The sequence below is a fragment of the Pseudoalteromonas sp. US3C1013 genome (assembly GCF_048401115.1).
Classification (GTDB): Bacteria; Pseudomonadota; Gammaproteobacteria; order Enterobacterales; family Alteromonadaceae; genus Pseudoalteromonas; species Pseudoalteromonas undina.
Map to the genome: position 1 here is coordinate 1,177,199 of NZ_CP183075.1, position 19,050 is coordinate 1,196,248.

The 19,050-nt window shown below is 35.6% G+C and carries 17 protein-coding genes; all 17 read left to right on the forward strand.

From position 1 onward, the window contains the following. The first annotated feature begins 82 nt into the window (after positions 1–82). The 17 genes from galU (at position 83) to ACNSN2_RS05540 (ending at position 19,026) form a co-directional block, all read left to right on the forward strand. Positions 83–979, forward strand: a complete 897-nt coding sequence (galU, locus tag ACNSN2_RS05460; protein ID WP_054200717.1) for a UTP--glucose-1-phosphate uridylyltransferase GalU — start codon at positions 83–85, stop codon at positions 977–979. Between the two features lie 39 nt (positions 980–1,018). Beyond that, a complete protein-coding gene (gene wecB / locus ACNSN2_RS05465) occupies positions 1,019–2,152 on the forward strand; it encodes a non-hydrolyzing UDP-N-acetylglucosamine 2-epimerase (protein ID WP_138606955.1) in 1,134 nt (377 codons plus the stop codon). A gap of 33 nt (positions 2,153–2,185) precedes the next feature. Beyond that, a complete protein-coding gene (wecC, locus tag ACNSN2_RS05470; RefSeq protein ID WP_036982954.1) occupies positions 2,186–3,436 on the forward strand; it encodes a UDP-N-acetyl-D-mannosamine dehydrogenase in 1,251 nt (416 codons plus the stop codon). Positions 3,437–3,615: 179 nt separating this feature from the next. Then, positions 3,616–3,990, forward strand: a complete 375-nt coding sequence (locus ACNSN2_RS05475; protein WP_277813789.1) for a serine acetyltransferase — start codon at positions 3,616–3,618, stop codon at positions 3,988–3,990. Beyond that, positions 3,983–5,152, forward strand: coding sequence for a VpsD family glycosyltransferase (locus ACNSN2_RS05480; RefSeq protein ID WP_418608720.1), 1,170 nt, complete (start codon positions 3,983–3,985; stop codon positions 5,150–5,152). Before ACNSN2_RS05475 ends, ACNSN2_RS05480 begins: the two co-directional genes overlap by 8 nt. Continuing rightward, positions 5,152–6,564, forward strand: coding sequence for a lipopolysaccharide biosynthesis protein (locus ACNSN2_RS05485; RefSeq protein ID WP_418608721.1), 1,413 nt, complete (start codon positions 5,152–5,154; stop codon positions 6,562–6,564). The genes ACNSN2_RS05480 and ACNSN2_RS05485 overlap by 1 nt, the downstream gene beginning before the upstream one ends. Beyond that, on the forward strand, positions 6,561–7,784 hold the full coding sequence (locus ACNSN2_RS05490) for a VpsF family polysaccharide biosynthesis protein (RefSeq protein ID WP_418608722.1): 1,224 nt from the start codon (positions 6,561–6,563) through the stop codon (positions 7,782–7,784). The genes ACNSN2_RS05485 and ACNSN2_RS05490 overlap by 4 nt, the downstream gene beginning before the upstream one ends. A gap of 80 nt (positions 7,785–7,864) precedes the next feature. Then, on the forward strand, positions 7,865–8,959 hold the full coding sequence (locus tag ACNSN2_RS05495; protein ID WP_418608723.1) for a hypothetical protein: 1,095 nt from the start codon (positions 7,865–7,867) through the stop codon (positions 8,957–8,959). Continuing rightward, positions 8,956–9,552 (forward strand): N-acetyltransferase family protein, encoded by a 597-nt coding sequence (locus tag ACNSN2_RS05500; RefSeq protein WP_418608724.1) that lies wholly within the window; start codon positions 8,956–8,958, stop codon positions 9,550–9,552. The genes ACNSN2_RS05495 and ACNSN2_RS05500 overlap by 4 nt, the downstream gene beginning before the upstream one ends. Continuing rightward, positions 9,545–10,594: a hypothetical protein gene (locus tag ACNSN2_RS05505; RefSeq protein ID WP_013464717.1), complete on the forward strand. Its 1,050-nt coding sequence runs from the start codon at positions 9,545–9,547 to the stop codon at positions 10,592–10,594. The genes ACNSN2_RS05500 and ACNSN2_RS05505 overlap by 8 nt, the downstream gene beginning before the upstream one ends. Further along, complete coding sequence (locus ACNSN2_RS05510; protein ID WP_418608725.1) at positions 10,588–11,925, forward strand: phenylacetate--CoA ligase family protein; 1,338 nt, start codon at positions 10,588–10,590, stop codon at positions 11,923–11,925. Before ACNSN2_RS05505 ends, ACNSN2_RS05510 begins: the two co-directional genes overlap by 7 nt. A gap of 1 nt (position 11,926) precedes the next feature. Then, on the forward strand, positions 11,927–13,009 hold the full coding sequence (locus ACNSN2_RS05515) for a glycosyltransferase family 4 protein (protein ID WP_013464719.1): 1,083 nt from the start codon (positions 11,927–11,929) through the stop codon (positions 13,007–13,009). Positions 13,010–13,011: 2 nt separating this feature from the next. Further along, the gene (locus tag ACNSN2_RS05520; RefSeq protein WP_418608726.1) at positions 13,012–14,205 is read left to right on the forward strand and encodes an aspartate-semialdehyde dehydrogenase; all 1,194 of its coding nucleotides are present in this window, start codon (positions 13,012–13,014) and stop codon (positions 14,203–14,205) included. Positions 14,206–14,220: 15 nt separating this feature from the next. Then, positions 14,221–14,952, forward strand: a complete 732-nt coding sequence (locus ACNSN2_RS05525; protein ID WP_418608727.1) for a WecB/TagA/CpsF family glycosyltransferase — start codon at positions 14,221–14,223, stop codon at positions 14,950–14,952. A 6-nt stretch (positions 14,953–14,958) separates the two neighbouring features. Beyond that, positions 14,959–15,975, forward strand: coding sequence for an acyltransferase family protein (locus tag ACNSN2_RS05530; RefSeq protein WP_418608728.1), 1,017 nt, complete (start codon positions 14,959–14,961; stop codon positions 15,973–15,975). A gap of 340 nt (positions 15,976–16,315) precedes the next feature. Next, complete coding sequence (locus tag ACNSN2_RS05535; protein ID WP_418608729.1) at positions 16,316–18,517, forward strand: choice-of-anchor A family protein; 2,202 nt, start codon at positions 16,316–16,318, stop codon at positions 18,515–18,517. A 110-nt stretch (positions 18,518–18,627) separates the two neighbouring features. Further along, positions 18,628–19,026 carry a hypothetical protein gene (locus ACNSN2_RS05540; protein WP_054201188.1) on the forward strand — a complete coding sequence of 133 codons (399 nt, stop codon included), beginning with the start codon at positions 18,628–18,630 and terminating at the stop codon, positions 19,024–19,026. Positions 19,027–19,050: the final 24 nt, after the last annotated feature.

Consider the following 19,050-nt stretch of genomic DNA (forward strand, 5'->3'; position numbering starts at 1 on the left):
AGTAGTGCTTAAAACTCGCTATTCGCAGCGACATTTATAAACAGCTACGTTATAACCAAAAGTAACTATAAAAGGAATTGAAGTGAAAGTATTAAAAGCAGTCTTGCCTGTTGCAGGCTTGGGTACCCGTATGTTACCAGCTACCAAAGCAACACCAAAGGAAATGCTTCCACTAGTCGACAAACCTCTCATTCAATATGTTGTAAACGAAGCTGTAAAAGCTGGTATTAAAGAAATTGTATTGGTTACCCATGCCTCTAAAAACGCGATAGAAAATCATTTTGATACTAGCTTTGAACTAGAAGCCACTCTAGAGGCCCGTGTAAAACGTAGTCTGCTAGAAGAAGTTCGTTCAATAATCCCAAGAGATGTAAGCATTATATCGGTTCGTCAATCGGCGCCATTAGGCTTAGGCCACGCAATACTTGAAACTCGTCCAATCATTGGCAATAACCCTTTTGCTATTTTATTGCCCGATGTAATTATCGATCAATATAAGTCAAACCTAAAGGTTGATAATCTTGCGCAAATGATCGCCCAATTTGAACGAACTCAACATAATCAAATTATGGTTGAGCCTGTTCCACAGGACGAAGTGCACAACTATGGTGTGGTTGATTTAGCAGGTAAAAAAATCCAGCCTGGTGAAAATGCAGCCATTACCAACATGGTTGAAAAACCAAATAATGACGAAGCGCCAAGCAATTTAGCAATAACAGGGCGTTATGTTGTTTCGCCTGCTATTTGGGACTTGCTCGAATATACTCCTCCCGGTGCTGGCGGCGAAATACAATTAACAGATGCATTACTACAGTTACGTCATCTTGAAACAATTGAAGCGTATCATTTAAAAGGTAAGTCGCATGACTGCGGCTCAAAACTAGGCTATATGCTCGCAAACGTAGAGTATGCAATGCAATCAAGCCTAATGGGTGAAGAATTTACCAAGCGCGTTAAGCAATTAATGGCAAATGCATAAAGTTATGCAAAATCGGTTAGTAAAAAATTAAGGGAAATCATGGCTATTAAAGTATTAAGTATTTTTGGTACGCGACCTGAAGCAATAAAAATGGCGCCGCTAGTTAAAGCGCTAAATGAAGCAGACGGTATTGATGCAAAAGTATGTGTTACTGCTCAGCATCGTGAAATGCTTGACCAAGTTTTAGACCTTTTTGAAATTGTACCAGAGTACGATTTGAACATTATGAAACCGGGTCAAAGCTTATACGATGTAACAACAAATATTTTGTTAGGTCTAAAACCTATTCTTGAAGAGTTTAAACCAGATTTAGTGCTTGTTCATGGCGATACCAGCACTACTTTATCTGCAAGTTTAGCAGCGTTTTATCAGCAAATTCCAGTGGGGCACGTAGAAGCAGGTTTACGAACAGGCAACTTAAGTTCACCATGGCCAGAAGAGGGTAACCGCAAGCTTACTGGTGCTATTACAAAGCTGCATTTTGCACCAACGCAAACATCGCAGCAAAACTTACTCAATGAAGCGGTAAGTGCTGACGATATCGTAATTACTGGTAACACCGTTATTGACGCATTATTACAAGTGGTTGATAAAGTAAAAACCGACAGCGCTTTAATTTCAACTCTAAAAGCTAAATTTCCAGAACTCGATGAAACTAAAAAGCTTATTTTAGTTACAGGGCACCGCCGTGAGAGCTTTGGTGGCGGTTTTGAGCGAATTTGTGAGGCATTGGTAGAAATTGCAACTGCGCACCCAGATACACAAATTTTATACCCAATGCATTTAAATCCTAATGTACGCGAACCAGTAAATCGCATATTAAAAAATGTTGATAATGTGCATTTAATCGAGCCGCAAGACTACCTACCATTTGTGTACTTAATGAATCAAGCTCACATAATCGTAACCGACTCAGGTGGTGTTCAAGAAGAAGCGCCAAGCCTAGGTAAACCTGTACTTGTTATGCGTGACACCACAGAACGCCCAGAAGCGGTAGAAGCAGGTACAGTTAAACTAGTAGGTACAGATAAAGCTCGCATAGTGAATGAAGTTAATAACTTACTCACTAACGCTCAAGAATATCAGTCAATGAGCCGTGCACATAACCCTTATGGTGATGGTAAAGCGTGTGAACGCATTGTGGCTAAAATTAAGCAACACTTTAAAGATTAAAATAAAGTTTAAAACTTTTTCAAGGATTTAGTAATGACAATTAAAACAGTTTCAGTTGTTGGTTTAGGCTACATAGGTTTACCAACTGCGGCGGTTATTGCATCGCGCGGTATGAAAGTAATTGGTTTAGACGTAAGCGAAAAAGCAGTTAATACCATTAATGCCGGTGAAATACACATAGTAGAGCCTGATCTCGACATAATAGTTCGTGGCGTAGTATCTACTGGTAACTTAAGAGCGACTACAACGCCAGAAAAAGCCGATGCGTTTATGGTAGCTGTACCTACACCATTTATTCACAGCGAAAGTGGTAACCACAGTGCAGACTTAAGCTATATTGAATCGGCTGCAAAAATGATTGCCCCAGTGCTTGAAAAAGGTAACTTAGTTATTTTAGAAAGCACCTCACCTGTAGGGGCAACGGAGCAACTAGCCGCTTGGTTAAGTGAAGCGCGCCCTGATTTAACGTTCCCACAAGATAAAGGAGATGCCGCCGACATCAATGTTGCTCATTGCCCTGAGCGTGTATTACCTGGTTATGTATTACAAGAGCTAGTGTCAAACGACCGTGTAATAGGCGGTATGAGTAAAGCATGTAGTGAAAAAGCCGTTAAGTTATACGAAACTTTCGTGCGCGGCGAGTGTATTATTACCAATGCTCGTACTGCTGAAATGGCTAAGTTAACCGAAAACTCATTTCGCGATGTAAACATTGCATTTGCCAATGAATTGTCTGTCATTTGTGACAAATTAAAAATTAATGTGTGGGAGCTTATTAAGCTTGCTAATCGTCACCCGCGTGTAAATATTTTAAACCCAGGCCCAGGTGTTGGCGGCCACTGTATTGCGGTTGATCCTTGGTTTATTGTTGCAAGCTGCCCAGACGAAGCAAAAATAATTAAACAAGCACGCTTAACTAACGACGCAAAACCATTTTACGTAATTGAAAAAGTAGCAAAAGCTGCTGATGAATTTAAACGTCCAGTTATTGCGTGTTTAGGCCTTTCATTTAAAGCCGATATTGACGATCTTCGTGAGAGCCCGGCATTAAATATTGTTGAAGAATTAGCAGCAAAAAATATTGGTGAAATACTTGCGGTAGAGCCAAACATTTCAGAGCTACCAGCTAACCTAGCAGATAAAAATGTTAGCTTAGTGTCGTTAGAAAGCGCACTAGAGCAAGCAAATGTCGTTGTAGTATTAGTTGATCATAAACAATTTAAAGCTGCAGATAAAACAGAGTTTGCATCAAAAGTTGTTATTGATACTCGCGGTATTTTGTAAGGCTAACATTTATGACTCCTTTTGAGCTTATAAAATGTGATTTGTATCGGAGTACCGCAAGGTACTCCCATAAATTATTAATAAAAAACTTAATCAATAATAACCGTTCTTTTAAGTACACTTTTTGGTGGAGGCTAACTCAGTCGAATAACCTATTGATTAGGACATTAGCAAGGCTTATGCATTTAACCTTATCTATCAGGTATCAAATACAAATACCTAAAGAAGCAAAAATTGGTCCTGGGCTCAATTTAGGTCATGCTACTGGAATAGTTTTAAGTCCAACAGTTGAAATTGGAGCTAACTGCAATATTAGTCAATTTGTAAATATTGGAAGTAACCATGGGAAAGCTGCCTCTATTGCAGATAACGTGTATATAGGTCCTATGGTTTGCATAGTCGAAAATGTTGTCATAGGAAATAACGTCACTATTGGTGCTGGCTCTGTGGTTATTAAGGATATACCTGAAAATTCAACGGCTGTTGGTAATCCTTCTCGAGTAGTCAACCAAAATGATCCTGGCCGATACATTATGAATAAATATAATGCCTAAAAAACATATCGCTTTAATTATGCCCCTTTCAACTTACGACTGGGGCAGTAACAATTGTGGCGGCGTAGATAGTGTATGCCAAATGTTTGCAGAATATTTGGTTAACCATGATGACGCTAACTTTAGGTTTACCATTATTGGGCTCGACCCACAGAGTAAAACCCCTTTCTCTGGTGATGTTATTCGTCTATCAGATAATGTTGATTTTGTTTGGCTGCCTGCATCAAGTAAGCAATCAAAATTTAAAATTCCTGGTATTATTTGGCAAAATTGGCATATTCGCAAGTTGTTAAAAATTTTGAATCCTGACTTAGTACATACCCATTTTTGGAGTGTATTAATTGGCAGTGGTTTTAGGGGGAAATCGGTTGTCACTGTTCATAGTTATAAAAAAATTGGGCGTCATAACTTTGGATTTTTTAATAACTTTTTATATGAAAAAATAATTCCTATGTTTACTCGGTATTTAGGTGATAAAAAGTTTGTTGTTGGTGACATTTTAAAACAAGCACTAGCTAAAAATAATATTGAAGCAAACATAATTTATAACCCGATAGATGACAGCTTTTTTAATAGCTCCAAACAAAGTCAATTAATTGAGCTCCCTCAGGAAATAAAGTTTATAACGTGTGCCTTAATTAATCCTAAAAAGAATATTGAGCAATCTATAGACATCATCCATATGCTTAATCAAAACGGTATTGCATGCCGTTTAGATATAGTGGGGTCGAAGTCGAACAAAGAATATGCACAACAACTTGAGCGTAAAATTGAAGCGTTACAACTAGAAAATTCAGTTGCCTTTTTAGGCAGAAAAAACAAATACGAATTAATTGAGCTTTATAACAATGCTAATTGTGGCATTTTTACTTCGAAAGAAGAAACATTTGGCTTAGTTCCGCTTGAAATTTTAGCTACGGGGCTTCCTTTACTTTGTACTGAAGTAGGCATACTCGATGAGCAAAAAGAGTTTTTTCAATCAATCGGTGCTTTGTATATAACAGAGTCAACAACAGTTGATGAAATTACAGCAAACTTAAATAACTTCGATAGAGAATTATCTGTGAAAAAGTTAAAAGAGTTATTTAATACTTCACAGATAATTAAGCAATATAAGGCCGTTTATAATGAGCTTGTTTTTAAGGCTGAGCGAGAACAATAATGTTTAATGCATTACTAAAATATGCTCCAGTGCAAGTTTTTGCTGCAATTAGTGTTTTTGCATTAATTAGTATTCATACCAAGTTATTAACTACAACAGAATACGGAATGTTGGCATTAATGCTATTAACAGTTGAAGTTGTAAGGGCGGTAGCTGCGCAGTGGATTAACTCTAGCATGCTGCGTTTACTTCCTAGTAAAAAAACAGAGGAACATGACAATTTTGCAGCGATTGCCTGCTCAATTATTTTTTGCTGCACATTGCCAGCATTAGCACTAGTTAGTTTAGGGTTATATTTAACAGGCTTATTAACCTTATCTACGTTTTTAGCTACCTTTTTAGTTTTTTTAACTAAAGCTCTCTATCAGTTCTATCTTGAATTAGCCCGTATAATGGAGCGTTTAAACCAATATAGAGTTGCCGTACTTACTCAATCTATTATGGCTATAGTAATTACAGGCAGCTTGCTAGCTTACTCTCCTAATATCCTTTCTGCGTTATCAGCTCTTGCTTTAAGCTACATAGCTGCAGGTTTAGTTGTTTTTAAACCGTTTAAAGTTAGTATTAATAAACTTAAAACTGCAGATGCTCAGGCTATTTTCTCTTATGGCTTACCTCTTATGGCCAGTGGCTTAGTTGCAGCAATATCAAGTCGTTTAGATCGTTACTTTATTGCCGACTCATTAGATTTAGCACAAACAGGTATATATGCCGCTATATCAAATATTTTATTAGGAATAGGTGCACTTATTTTTATGGTTGTTGCATTACCGGGTTTTCCTGAATTAACAAAAAAAATAAACGATAAAGCCGCTTTGTACAAAGCCCATGGTGAATATTTAACTTTGTTATGTTTAATTTCAGTTCCTGCTTTAGTTGGGTTTTGTATTTTAGCCGAGCCTATAACGCACCTATTACTTAGTGAAGAATATTTATCACAAGGTTCTACTGTTATTTATATTTTATGTGCGGGGGTGTTTGTTTTAAATTTGAAGGGACATTATATAGACCATGGTTTACAGTTCTCTTTAAACACTAAATACCTGCCAAAAATCAGTGTTTTTTCATTAATATTAAACCTATCATTATTAGTTACTTTGATTCCTCCTTTTGGTTTGATAGGTGCAGCGAGTGCTTTTTTAATTGCTAATATTATCGCATTGATTATGAGCCTATGGTTATCACTAAAAAAAGGGTATAAATACGCTGTACCGTTGCAGGTATATAAAATTCTACTTTCAACTGTGTGTATGGCTATATTCCTTCCAGAATTACGTGTTTATAACTTTGTGGTAATTAACATACCCATAGTCAATATTATTATTGATGTAGTTATTGGCGTGAGCATTTTCTCATGTGTGCTTGCCTTACTGAATTATAAAAAATGTAAAGCATGGGTAATAAATAAATGAAAAGTGAAAATATATATAAAGTAATGATGTTCACTTTTTTGACAGCCTTTATTTTTGGCGGCTATTTGCTAGAAAACGTAGGTATAAAATACGTATCAGAAGGCGGAAATCCGTTAGTTAAAATACATATTTCGACGTATATATTAATGCTGACCGTTGCTATTTTTACGCTTAGAAGAGGTATTAATGTGCCTTTAACCAGCCTAAGAGAGCTTAGAGCATCTTGGCTAATAAGTTTTTTGTGTATTGTACTTGTTATATTTTACGGCTTAATTAGATTTGGTACGTCGGGGATGGCTTACTTGGTCGATACTATGGTAGCCCCGCTTTTAGCTCTATATTTATTGAGTCAGTTGAGTACCACTCATAAAAATAAACTATTAACGTTGCTTGCATACTTATTATTCATAAATTCAGTTATAGCTATTTTAGAGTTTATGCTTGGTAGTTCACTGATATCTGTTCAGTTCTCTAGTTTTAGTTATTTCAGATCTGTTGCTTTACTGACTCATCCACTCAATAACGCGTTGATTACTGCTGCATTGGCACCTTTACTAATGAGCTATACGCGAATTCCTTATTTAATCTATTTTACTGTAGTTACGTTAGCACTATTTGCTTTTGGTGGAAGGGGAGCTACTGGGGTATTTCTGCTAGGTATGTTCTTGCTTGTAATGCCTAAAATTCCATCATTTGTGTCTAACGGTTTTAGAGTATCTAAAATGCGCTTTGCAGTAATACAAGCGCTCACTTTTTTTGCATCTATTTTCACTGTATTAATAATAACTTTGACTCCAATTGGAGCGCGTATCTTAAATAAATTACATGTTGACTCTAGTGCTCAGGCTAGATTTGATGTGTTTATTATTTTGGAACAATTGAGTTTTAGTGAGTGGCTTCTTGGCGCACCAGCCTCGATCATGCAGAATATTGAATTTTATATTGGTATCAATACGATAGAAAATTATATTGTTGGCTGGATTGTGAGTTTTGGATTAATTTCAACGGTTTTACTTTTAATTGCTTGTTTTAGCACTGCTGGGAAATTGGCTCTCAATGGTCCAACACAATTAAAAGTAGCATTGTTTGTTTTATTAGGGGCTTCGGTTACCAATAACGCACTAGCAACAAAAACCCCCGTACTTCTATTTTTTATTTCTTGTTTATATTTGGTTTATTCCACTAAAGCGACTGATGATGAAAAGGTTGGGGTTAAGTGATTTATATATTACAAATTCGCTATTAAAGTTTTTTTGATAAGTGATTTAATAATTTTTTAAGAATAAGTAAGAGGTCATTAGTGAGTGCAATAATTTTAGGTTCTGGGCCCCAAGCTCTTTATGTTCTTCGGCTATTAGCAAGGCAAGGTGAAAAAGTATTGTTGGTTTCTTTAGATGAGAAAATTGCATTTCATTCGAAGTATGGTGAAAAGTTATGTGTTAAAGACCCTCAAGAATTTATAAAAAAACTAAAATTGCTGAATCGTGATTTCAATGAAATGCACATCTGTGGCGGTAAAGAGTTGCAGGCTATTGTTGACTATGGAAAAGAATTAAGTTCACTGTATGACATATATCCTAAACCATTCGAGCTAATAAAACTCTTTGCCCATAAAGATTCAACTTACAATTTTTTTAAAGAAATAGGCATTAAATATCCAAGAAGCTACGAACCGACTACCTTATATGAAAATGGTGAATTACCAAATCCAATTTTGGTTAAATGGAATCAGGACGTATTACATAGTACTAGTGACGCTAACTTTAAAACAAAAGTTTTTAATTGCTTTAGTGATTTTCACCACTTTTATACAAGTGTGAGCAAAAACACACTCCAATATCTAATCTTTCAAGATTATATAAGTGGAGCAGAGGATTCTAACATATCGCTACAACTTTCAATTTCAAGTGAGCATGTAGCATACCTTTTGACTAGAAAGTGCCGAATATCTAAAAACGGTTTTGGTTCTTATGTAGAAGAGTTTGAAGCTCCCACTGCTTTTATGGATTTTATATACAGACCGATAGTTGAACTCTTAAAAAGTTCTAATTATGTCGGTTTAATCGAAGTAGAGTTTAAAGAATGCGATCAAACAGGGACATATTTTTTAATTGAAGCAAACTCAAGGCCATGCGGCTTAATGAGTGCGATAGGTAGCAAATATACTACCCCTTCTAAGTTGCTCTATGGAAAGGCGGAAGAGGGAGAGCGTTTAAACACAACCATAAAATGGTCATCGTTTTTGAGAGATATTCAATCTTGTATGATCTTATTTACCAAAACTAAATCATTTAAAAAGTACTTTAAAGATAACTTATCAATTCTTAGATCAAATAGTACTGATATATTCGATTTAAAAGATTTAAAACCATTTTTTATGCAGGTAAAAAAATGATTATTAAGATTTTAAAACGATGTAAGACTGACGGCTTCTACAATGTTTTTATAATGTTCTTGAAAAAAGTCACAGGTTTTTTTTATAGAAAAACAAGTACATTAGGCTTTGAATTAAACATCTCAGAACTTGAATTTGAAAAACTGAAAACAGTGGATTTAAAAGATATAGATAAACCAATAGGGATTTTGCACTTATCAAAAGCGGATGTTGCAAATAGCTTTGAAGGTGGTGGTGAATGCTTCGTTGCAAAGGTAAATGATGAAGTGGCAGGTTTCACTTTTTTATCCTTTGGTAAAAAGGAAATCGCTGGATTCGGAGAGGTTTTACTTAGTGCTAATAACTTTGCATGGATTGGCCCTGTTTTTGTTGATAAAAAGCACAGAGGTAAAGGTATAAATAAAGCAATGATATTTTTTGCAATTGAGAAATGTAAAGCAAAGGGAGTATCTAAAATTGTAACTTCTATAAATGCTCAAAATCTATCATCAATAGCCTCTTTCACTAAAACTGGGTTTAAACAGGTATCAGAAGTTAAAACTTTAATGATACTTGGCAAAAGGTATGAGCTTTCAAGGGAAACTAATGACTAATATTATAACAATTGACTATGAGTTATTTGGAAGTGGTAAGGGATGTGTTTTTAAACATTTAATCGACCCTACTTATAAAATGTTGAAAGCGTTTGATAAACTTGGCACCAAGGCTACTTTTTTTATTGAAATACTAGAAGTTGAAAAGCTGATAGGCTTAAAAGAGTTATATCCAGAAGAGAGTAATGAATATCTGGGGGCAGTTGCAATAGAAAATCAAATTGCTGAGCTAATAAAGCAAGGCCATGATATTCAGCTTCACTTACATCCGCAATGGTACAATGCCGAGTATATTAACGGGCAGTGGAAATTAAACCATCAATGGTGGAGCTTTTCTGATCTTCCCGAGCGTTCAACTAAGGGGTCACCCGGGAAATATGAACTTCTAGCTTTAGGTAAAGAAATGCTTGAAAAGCGTGTTAGAGACGTAGACCCAAATTATAATTGTACTGCTTTTCGTGCGGGCGGTTATAACGTAGGTAATTCATATGAAAGTGTCAATGCACTGTTAGATAATAATATTTACTGCGACTCTTCAGTTTGCCCTGGTTTTTTTTCTAACAGCCTCTCTAATTATGATTTTACAATGGCGCCTAGTAACCTTCCTTATTGGCATTGTGATGACTCAATAATTGTACCAAGTGATAAAAAATCCGTTAGAAGATTGCTTGAGCTACCATTATTGACAATCAGTGTTAATAAACTACAACGATTTAGCTTGGCTAGAGTATTTTCTACCATTAAAAATCGCCAATATAAAAACGTACCATATTCTCATAATAGAGAAGATAAAAGCGCTCAAAATATTGAAATGCTTAAAAATAGTAATTTTGATATGTGTTTATCTAGTTCTATGGAAATTACTCGTTTTAAAGTTGCAATTAAACAAAGACGTATACAAGACCCTAACTACCCGCTAGTGCTAATTGCACACCCTAAGGATTTGAGCTTATTTAGCCCATTTTCAAAAGTACTTTCGCAATTCAATAGTTTTATGACGCTTAATGAATACACTGAAAAAATGGACTTAGTGGAATGTTAAACAGCAAAATATATAAACTAGCACCAATATTTATCCAAAACAGTATTTTAACAATACGTGGATTTATTCGAGTTAAACTAAAAAGAAATAATTTTTCAGAAGAGACTCTTCGTAATATTCATAGAAATGAGCGTTCGGCGGATAATTTACAATCTTATTCAGACGCAATGCTCGAATCGTGTATTGATAATGCTCTAAAGAATGTTGATTTTTATAAGGAACAAGCATTAACAGATAAATCTATTAATGGCTTTCCTGTTATAGATAAGAGCGTGGTTCGCAATAATCCTAGCGCTTTTATTTCAGATGTTAAGCCTAAAGTAGTGATCAGTGGTGCAACAAGCGGTACAACAGGGAGCCCTCTTAATATTTATCAAGACCTCATTGCAGTGAATAGAGAGCAGGCTTTTTTTGATAGACAGCGAGAGTGGGCTGGCTATAAAAAGGGTGATAAAAGAGCATGGATTCGTGGGGATATGGTTGTGCCCTTTGCTCAAAAACAATCTCCATTTTGGCGTTATTCATATTTTGAAGATATGATTTTGTTATCTTCTTTTCATATTTCTGCTATTACAATACCTGATTATATTAAAGCTATGGTCGATTTTGGTGTAGAAGTTATACAGGCATACCCATCTTCGATCGTTGCATTAGCAAGGTACTTAGAGTCTATTGATAGTTACTACCCTAGTAAAATAAAATCAATCCTCACATCTTCTGAGTCTTTATCTGAAGAAGATCGTCACTTAATTGAGACTCGGTTTAACTGTAAAGTATTTGACTGGTATGGTTTATTTGAGCGAGTAGCTGCGATAGGCCAGTGTGAACATGGAAGATACCACCTCCTAACCGATTATTCCCATGTAGAATTAATGCCCGTTGATGCGACAGGGCGACATGAAATTATTGGCACTAATTTTAATAATCATTATTTCCCTTTGATAAGATATAAAACAGGTGACTACGTTTATTTATCTAGTGAAAAGTCATGCCCTTGTGGCAGAGTTTTCCCTATTATAGAAAAAATTGAAGGTCGAGTTGGCGACTATTTAGTGGCAGAAGATAATCAGAAAATTCACATATTAAACCATATCCCAAAAGGGGTTGCAGGGTTAATTGCTTGCCAGTTTTATCAGCAAAAAAAAGGAGCTGTTCATATCTTTGTTATGGTAGATACAGCTGTTTTTAACGAAAATGAGCGCAACATTCTAGTTGAAAATACTAAAGAGCGTTTAGGTCAGAGCATAGCTGTAACCGTTGAAGTTGTGGACAGCATTCAACGGACTAAAAATGGTAAAATGCGACAAGCTATTTGTAAAATTAAGGATTAAAATGAAGAAAAGAATTAATTTAATGGTTGGGCCAAAACGTGAAGGTCAAGGAGGAATCTCAACCGTTATTAACAGTTATTTTGAAATGGGGTTTGTTGACGAAAATAATATTAAGTTAGTTTCTGTGAACAAATCTGGCGTTAGTCATTTTTTGATGAAATTGTTCTTCTTATTATCAATTTTTAAAATTATTTTTTTACTTTTGCTTTATAAAATTGAAGTTGCTCATGTTCATATGGCATCAAGAGGAAGTTATAGTCGTAAGTCATTAATAGTAAGAATACTAAAGTTTTTTAATGTGAAAGTAATACTTCATTTGCATGGTGCTGAGTTTAGAGATTTTTATTCTAATGAATGTTCAGATGACAAACAGCAGCATATTAGAAATACGTTCATGATGGTAGATAAAGTGCTTGTCTTATCTACGCAATGGTTAGACTGGGCGGCGGATACCTTCCCAACAACTGAACATTTTCAAGTTTTGTACAACTCTGTCATTCCTATTGCAAATAATGGTAGTGATTCTCAAATAGGAAAAGTCGTTTTCCTTGGTCGTATTGGTGAGAGAAAAGGAGCAGGGGATTTAATTAGAGCTTTCCATAAGGTTAAAGCCAAATGTCCAAATGCTAAATTAGAGTTAGCTGGTGATGGTGATATCGAAAAATTCACAGCGTTAGCTTCTGAACTTGATATTTCAGACTCGGTTATGTTCTTAGGGTGGATCAGTGGAGATAAAAAATTATCTGTTTTACGATCTGCTGATATATATTGTTTGCCTAGCTATAACGAAGGTTTCCCTATGGGGGTTATTGAGGCTATGTCTGCAAATATTTGCGTCGTTTCGACTTATGCCGGAGGTATCCCTGATGCAATTGAATCTGATAAAGATGGTTTATTAGTGAATGCAGGTGATGTTGAAGCCCTAGCACAAGCATTAATTAAACTAATAAAGGATAGAGAGTTAAATGCTCAATTAGCTAAGTCTGGAAAAATAAAGTTTGAAAACAATTTTTCCCAACAAGCAATTCTTCCTCAGCTACAGTCTATATACGACAGCTTAACTAGAAAAGCAGAGGCTGCTTGATTATGACTGACAGCTTTTATTGCGCAAATACAATACTCAAACAAGCACAAAAATATGAATACGCTGGTCAGGATCCATTTGATGGGCTCAATAGTAAACTATTTGAATTAATTCCTCGATTTAAACAAGGCATTGTAGGGCTTGCTTGGATTCAGCTTCATAAACGTTTAGCTATTAACTTGCGACCATTATGTGCTGTGCCCAAAAAGCGTAACCCAAAGGGTATTGGTTTATTTATTTTAGGTTTATTGGAAGACTATAAAGCAACTAATGAGCAAACTTATTTAGATGAAGCGATAAAGCTAGCTGATTGGTTATTGACCCAGCAAAGTGATAAATCTATTTGGCAGCATAGCTGTTGGGGTTACCACTTTGACTGGAATGCTCGTGCTTTTTTTGTACCTAAAGGTAAGCCAAATGTAATTACTACTATTTATGTTGCTCAGGCTTTATATGCATTAAGTGAAATCACCAAAGACAAAAAATACTCAGATCCTGCAGTTGATAGTGCACATTTTATTGTAAAAACATTATATAAAGAATGTGATGGTAGGCAGTTTTTTGGTTACATACCGGGTGAAACTGCATTTGTACATAATGCTAGCCTTTGGGGCGCTGCATGGGTTGCAAAAGTTGCCGTGCTGACTAACAACCAACATTACAAACAGCTTGCTTTAAATGCAGCAAGGCAGTCGGTAAGCGAACAGGGACTTGATGGTTCATGGGTATATGGTGCTCGCCATCATCATCAGTTTATAGATGGCTTTCATACCGGTTATAACCTAGAGGCGCTACGCTTATTGAGTGATGAGTTGCAAATTGATGAGTTTGAATCGTCAATTGCAAAAGGTCTTACTTATTATAAAACACATTTGTTTGAGCAAGATGGCACCGCAAAATATTACAATAATAATCGCTACCCACTCGATATGCACAGTGTTTCGCAAGCTGTTTTTACATTATTAAAAGTAGGCAAAACATGTGATGACTTTACAATGGCCGAAAAAGTAATAAACCGCGCTATTCAAAGCTTATATATGCCTAAAAAGCAGCGTTTTATTTATCAAAAAAATAAGTATTTTACCAATAAGGTTGACTATGTGCGTTGGACACAAGCATGGGTATATTATTCGTTTGCTTATTTTAATAGACAAAAATTGAACAGCGCTAAAAATGCAGTTATTGAACAACTTTAAAAAACGGACTCAACAATGAAACGTATTGAATTTTTAAAAGCACCCATGGATATTGCCACTATGCAAGAGACGGTGTCTTTTATTGAAAGTAGAATTGAGCAAAAGCAATTTTTACAGCATGTTGTGGTAAATGTAGCCAAAATAGTTAATATGCAAAAAGATCCTGTTTTAGCTGAGTCGGTTAAAGCGTGTGAGGTAATTAATATTGATGGTATGGGTGTAGTGTTCGGTGCGCGTTTTTTAGGGCACCATGTGCCAGAGCGTGTAGCGGGAGTTGACTTATTTCATGAATTATTAGCTATGAGTGCCAAGCGAGACTTTCCTGTGTTTTTATTGGGTGCCACCGAAGAAGTAGTAAGCAAAACAGTAAGTAAAGTTAAAGCAATAAACCCAAATTTAAACATAGCAGGTTATAACGATGGCTACTTTTGGGATGATGAAGAAGCCGTGGTCACTAAAATACGCGAATCGGGCGCTAAGTTATTATTTGTTGCGATTACCTCGCCTAAAAAAGAAAACTTTATTAATAAATGGCAAGACAAGCTTGGTGTTGACTTTGTAATGGGTGTTGGCGGTACGTTCGATGTTGTAGCAGGTAAAGTAAAGCGTGCACCGCAGTGGATGCAAAAGGCCGGTTTGGAGTGGCTATATAGGGTAATTCAAGAACCAGGCAGAATGTGGAAACGTTACTTAGTTACAAACTCTAAGTTTGCGTATCTTCTAATTAAAAGCAAATTTAAACTTTAAATAAATATGATTAAATCCTTAGAGTACTTTAGGGCTATAGCAATAGTGCTTATTGTTGCGGGTCACTTTTTTTATATAGCTAATATTGAGTCTGTCAGCTTATTAGAGCTAACTATTCAAAACCTTATTTTTGGTGGCACAACTTTATTTGTTTTTATTTCAGGCTTTTTATTCCATCATGTATTTTATACAAGGTTCAAATATAAAGAGTTTGTTACAAAGAAAGTAAAAGTCATAGTCTTGCCGTACTTAGTTTTTAGTATGATTCCGGCGATTTACTATTCATTAAAGAGTATAACTCCTGATCTATATTTTGATATATCAGTATTGAACTATGCATATTTGGTGGCAAAGTATTTGATTACTGGTACTGCGCTTCAAATATACTGGTATATTCCATTTATAATGCTGACGTTTTTATTATCTCCATTACACATTAGATTTATAAAATTAAGTACCAAGACTAAGCTTGCACTTATTATAAGTCTAATTATTACTGCGAGTTTCTTACATAGATCGATTGATAACTACAATATATTTCATAACTTTTTATATTTTACTCCAATATATTTGATAGGTATTACTTCATCAATACATAAGAATAAAATTTACTTATTGTTTAAGGGGAAAGAGTACTTATTATTTGCAATAGTAGTTATTTTTGCTTTTCTACAAGCTTATATTGGCAAAGTTGGTAGTTATCACAAACTAGTATTTGAATATAATGGTGTAGATTTAATGCTTTTGCAAAAACTTGCTTTAAGTATATTTTTTATGGTTTGGCTCCATAGATATGAAGATACTAAAATCAGGCTTTTAGAAATAATAGCAGCAACAAGCTTTACTATTTATTTTATGCATGCTTTTTTGCTTTGGATAATTACTAGCTTTGGACTTAAGCTCAATAATAGTTGGATGGCATACGTATTTTTAGTTTCTATAGTAATTCTTTTCTGCTCGATGGCCGCGTTAGCTATTAAGAAAGTTTTTAAAAAGCATAGTCGCTATATCATTGGGTTTTAATTAATCTTTTATGTAACGGTACAAGGTATGCTTTATCGTTACATAAAACTCCCCTCATCAATGCCCACTTTGGTTAACATTTAATTAACATAAATTAGTTCTTTTGTGTTTGTATTATATATAAATCACCTAATTTAAACTTTTATTTTACCGTAAGTTATTGATTTTAGTTTTCAGTTCCTTTTATGGGGTCTAAAATTAGTACTTTCGTAGTGTTTTTTGTTCCTTTTGATTTTATTTGTGTATATAATGTTCACCAAGCGCTTGATGAATTAACTTTCATTAAACAAATGACTCAAACTTGGTGCCTATAATGCACTTTTCATTTTCGAGGGAAAAAATGACTAACTCATTACTTAAATTTAAAAAGATAAGTGCAGTGATCGCACTTTCTTTAGCCAGCTCTACAACGCTGGCTGCAGACTTAGGCGTAGCCAATAATTTTTCAGCATTTGTTTTTGACGATTTTAAATCGCACTTTGGCCGCGCTGATGGTGCAATTGCCGCTGGCGAAATCGATCTTCAAGGTTACAGTGTGGGTTATACCCGCCCTTACAATCGCGATGAATACTATCTAATTAGTGAATCAAGCATAAAATTTAAATACGGCCGCCAATATGTAGGTAGCATGATTGCCGGTGGCGGTACTGACATTCATTGGGGTGTACGCTGGGGTATGGAATGGGGTTCTAAAATCCTTTCTAACCAAGATGAATCGGCCATGCCATTTAACTTTGATGAACAAGAAGAGTATTATAAAAGTTTAAGCGCCGAGTTAAACCAGTTAAACCAAACAGGTACAGTTTACCGCAAATGGGGTGGTTTGTACCTTCAAGGTGACGGCAGGTCTGATAGACAAGTGTTTAATATTGATGGCCGTGATTTTGCCCGTGCTCATACCTTTAAAGTATGGGGTATACCAAGCGATGCAACTGTAATTTTTAATATTACAGGTGGTGCTGATTTACATGTGCGCGGTAAAGGTTTTTGGCATTTACGCCGCCACGCAAGTAAAACTGTATTTAACTTCCCTGATACGCAAAACCTTAATATTAAAGGTAACCGTTGGGAGGGTGTCATTCTTGCCCCTTATGCTGATGTTAAAGGCGCTTACGGCACGGCTAAAATGCCAATTATTGGCCAAAGTTTTAAAGGCTCTATGGCATTGTTAGGTGGCGAATTCAATGGTGATTTACCATCAGTTGCTGAGCCTATCGCTCCATTTGCAATGCAACAAAAATGGCACTGGAACTCAAGTGAATTTATGCCTGAACATGTGCAAGTAATTACTACTCCCGTTACTGCTCAACTTAATGATGATAATGGTGACGGAAGTATCGACAACAATGATGTTGCTGATGTAATAGTTGTGAGTTATGAAGGTAGAGCATCTAGCCGACCTGGTTTGGTTCGAGCATTGAGTGGTGTTGATGGAACTGAACTATGGAATTATGAAAATGGCGGTGTTTTCAGTGATCCACGTAACTCTATTGCCGCAGCTGATTTAGATGGTGATGGTATTGTTGAAATTGTCTTAAACGACTATACATCACCAGTGGTTCAAGTTGTTAACAACTTAGGACAAGTGAAAAAAGAGTTTACAAAATCAGGTAAAACAATTGGTTCTGTTGTAATCAGTGACATTAATAATGATCAGGTTCCTGAAATTTTAATAGGGAAAAATGTTTTTAGTTATGAAGCTGGTCTACTTTACACCACTGATTGGTCGAAGGCCTCAATAGCCTTTGACGCCAATAATAATGGCAATCAAGAAATGTTAACTGGTGGAGGCTTGTACGATGTTAATGGTGCACAATTATGGCAATATGGTGAGCCAGGAACTATGTGGTTTAGTTCAGTTGCCAATTTAGATGATGATCTTAACCCTGAAATTGTAATTAGTAATCCAAGTAACAAGCTTGAAGATAGTGTATTTGCTGTACTTGAGCATAATGGAAATGTTAAGTGGCAAGTAACTAACCCTGATAATTTAGGCGGTGGTGTACAAGCGGTATCTACATTCTTAGGAACAAAAGATTTAGGTATTGTTTACGCAGGTTACACAGCAGTTGATATGTATAACGCAAACGGTGATTTAGTATGGACTGTTGCCAATGATGATGAATGGAGCGGTAAAATTGGCGTGAGTGCTTATGACTTTAATGGTGATGGTATTGATGAAGTAATTGTACAAGATCACTACAAAGTAAGAGTGTTAAATGGTGTTAATGGTGAAGTATTATCGACAGTTGCTAACTCATCAGGAACGCTTTGGGAATACCCAATTGTGGTTGACCTAGAGGGCGACGATAATGCAGAGCTTGTTGTTGTATCAAATAATACTGATTCTAGATATAGCATTAACAATGGTGTCACTGTGTATGGTGCTGCTGATAACAGCAAACCTTGGAAAAATGCAACTCGCATTTGGAACCAGCACTCGTATCACCAAACTAACATTAGCCAAGATGGTAAGGTACCAACCTATGAACTACCAAGTTGGTTAAATAACAATACTTATCGCTCTAGTACGCTTAAATAAAAAGTACTTTTAGCAAATAAAAAGCCAATTAAGTTTTAATTGGCTTTTTATTATTAAATAGTTGTTTAAAATAATTGGCAATTAATAATCATGTTGCATTTGAGGTTTTTTTGTCGAACTTACAGCAAGACCCAGCTATTAGAAGTTTACTCGAGCGAATGCCTAAGAACATTCAAACTACGTTTACTGATGAACAATTAGCGCATTTAAAAATAGCCATAGGTGCTAGGCAGTGGGGTAATCATGCTGTTGATTGCAGAGGCGTAGTTAAATTTTTTAAATACCGTTATTACTATGTTTTTTTAGCGGGGCGAAACAGGCGTGAATTAAGCTTAAAAGAGCAAAAAATAGCAAGGTTTACTCAAGCAATAATTTTAAGTTTGGTTGTCACGTTTACTATTTTATTTACCTTGCTGGTTTTATATTTAATTAAGTCAGCATTGGGAATTGATATTTTTGATGGATATTCGTTTGGGGTTTGGAGTTGGTTTAAGGGGTTATTTAATTAAACTTAAATAAAATGTGAGTATTCT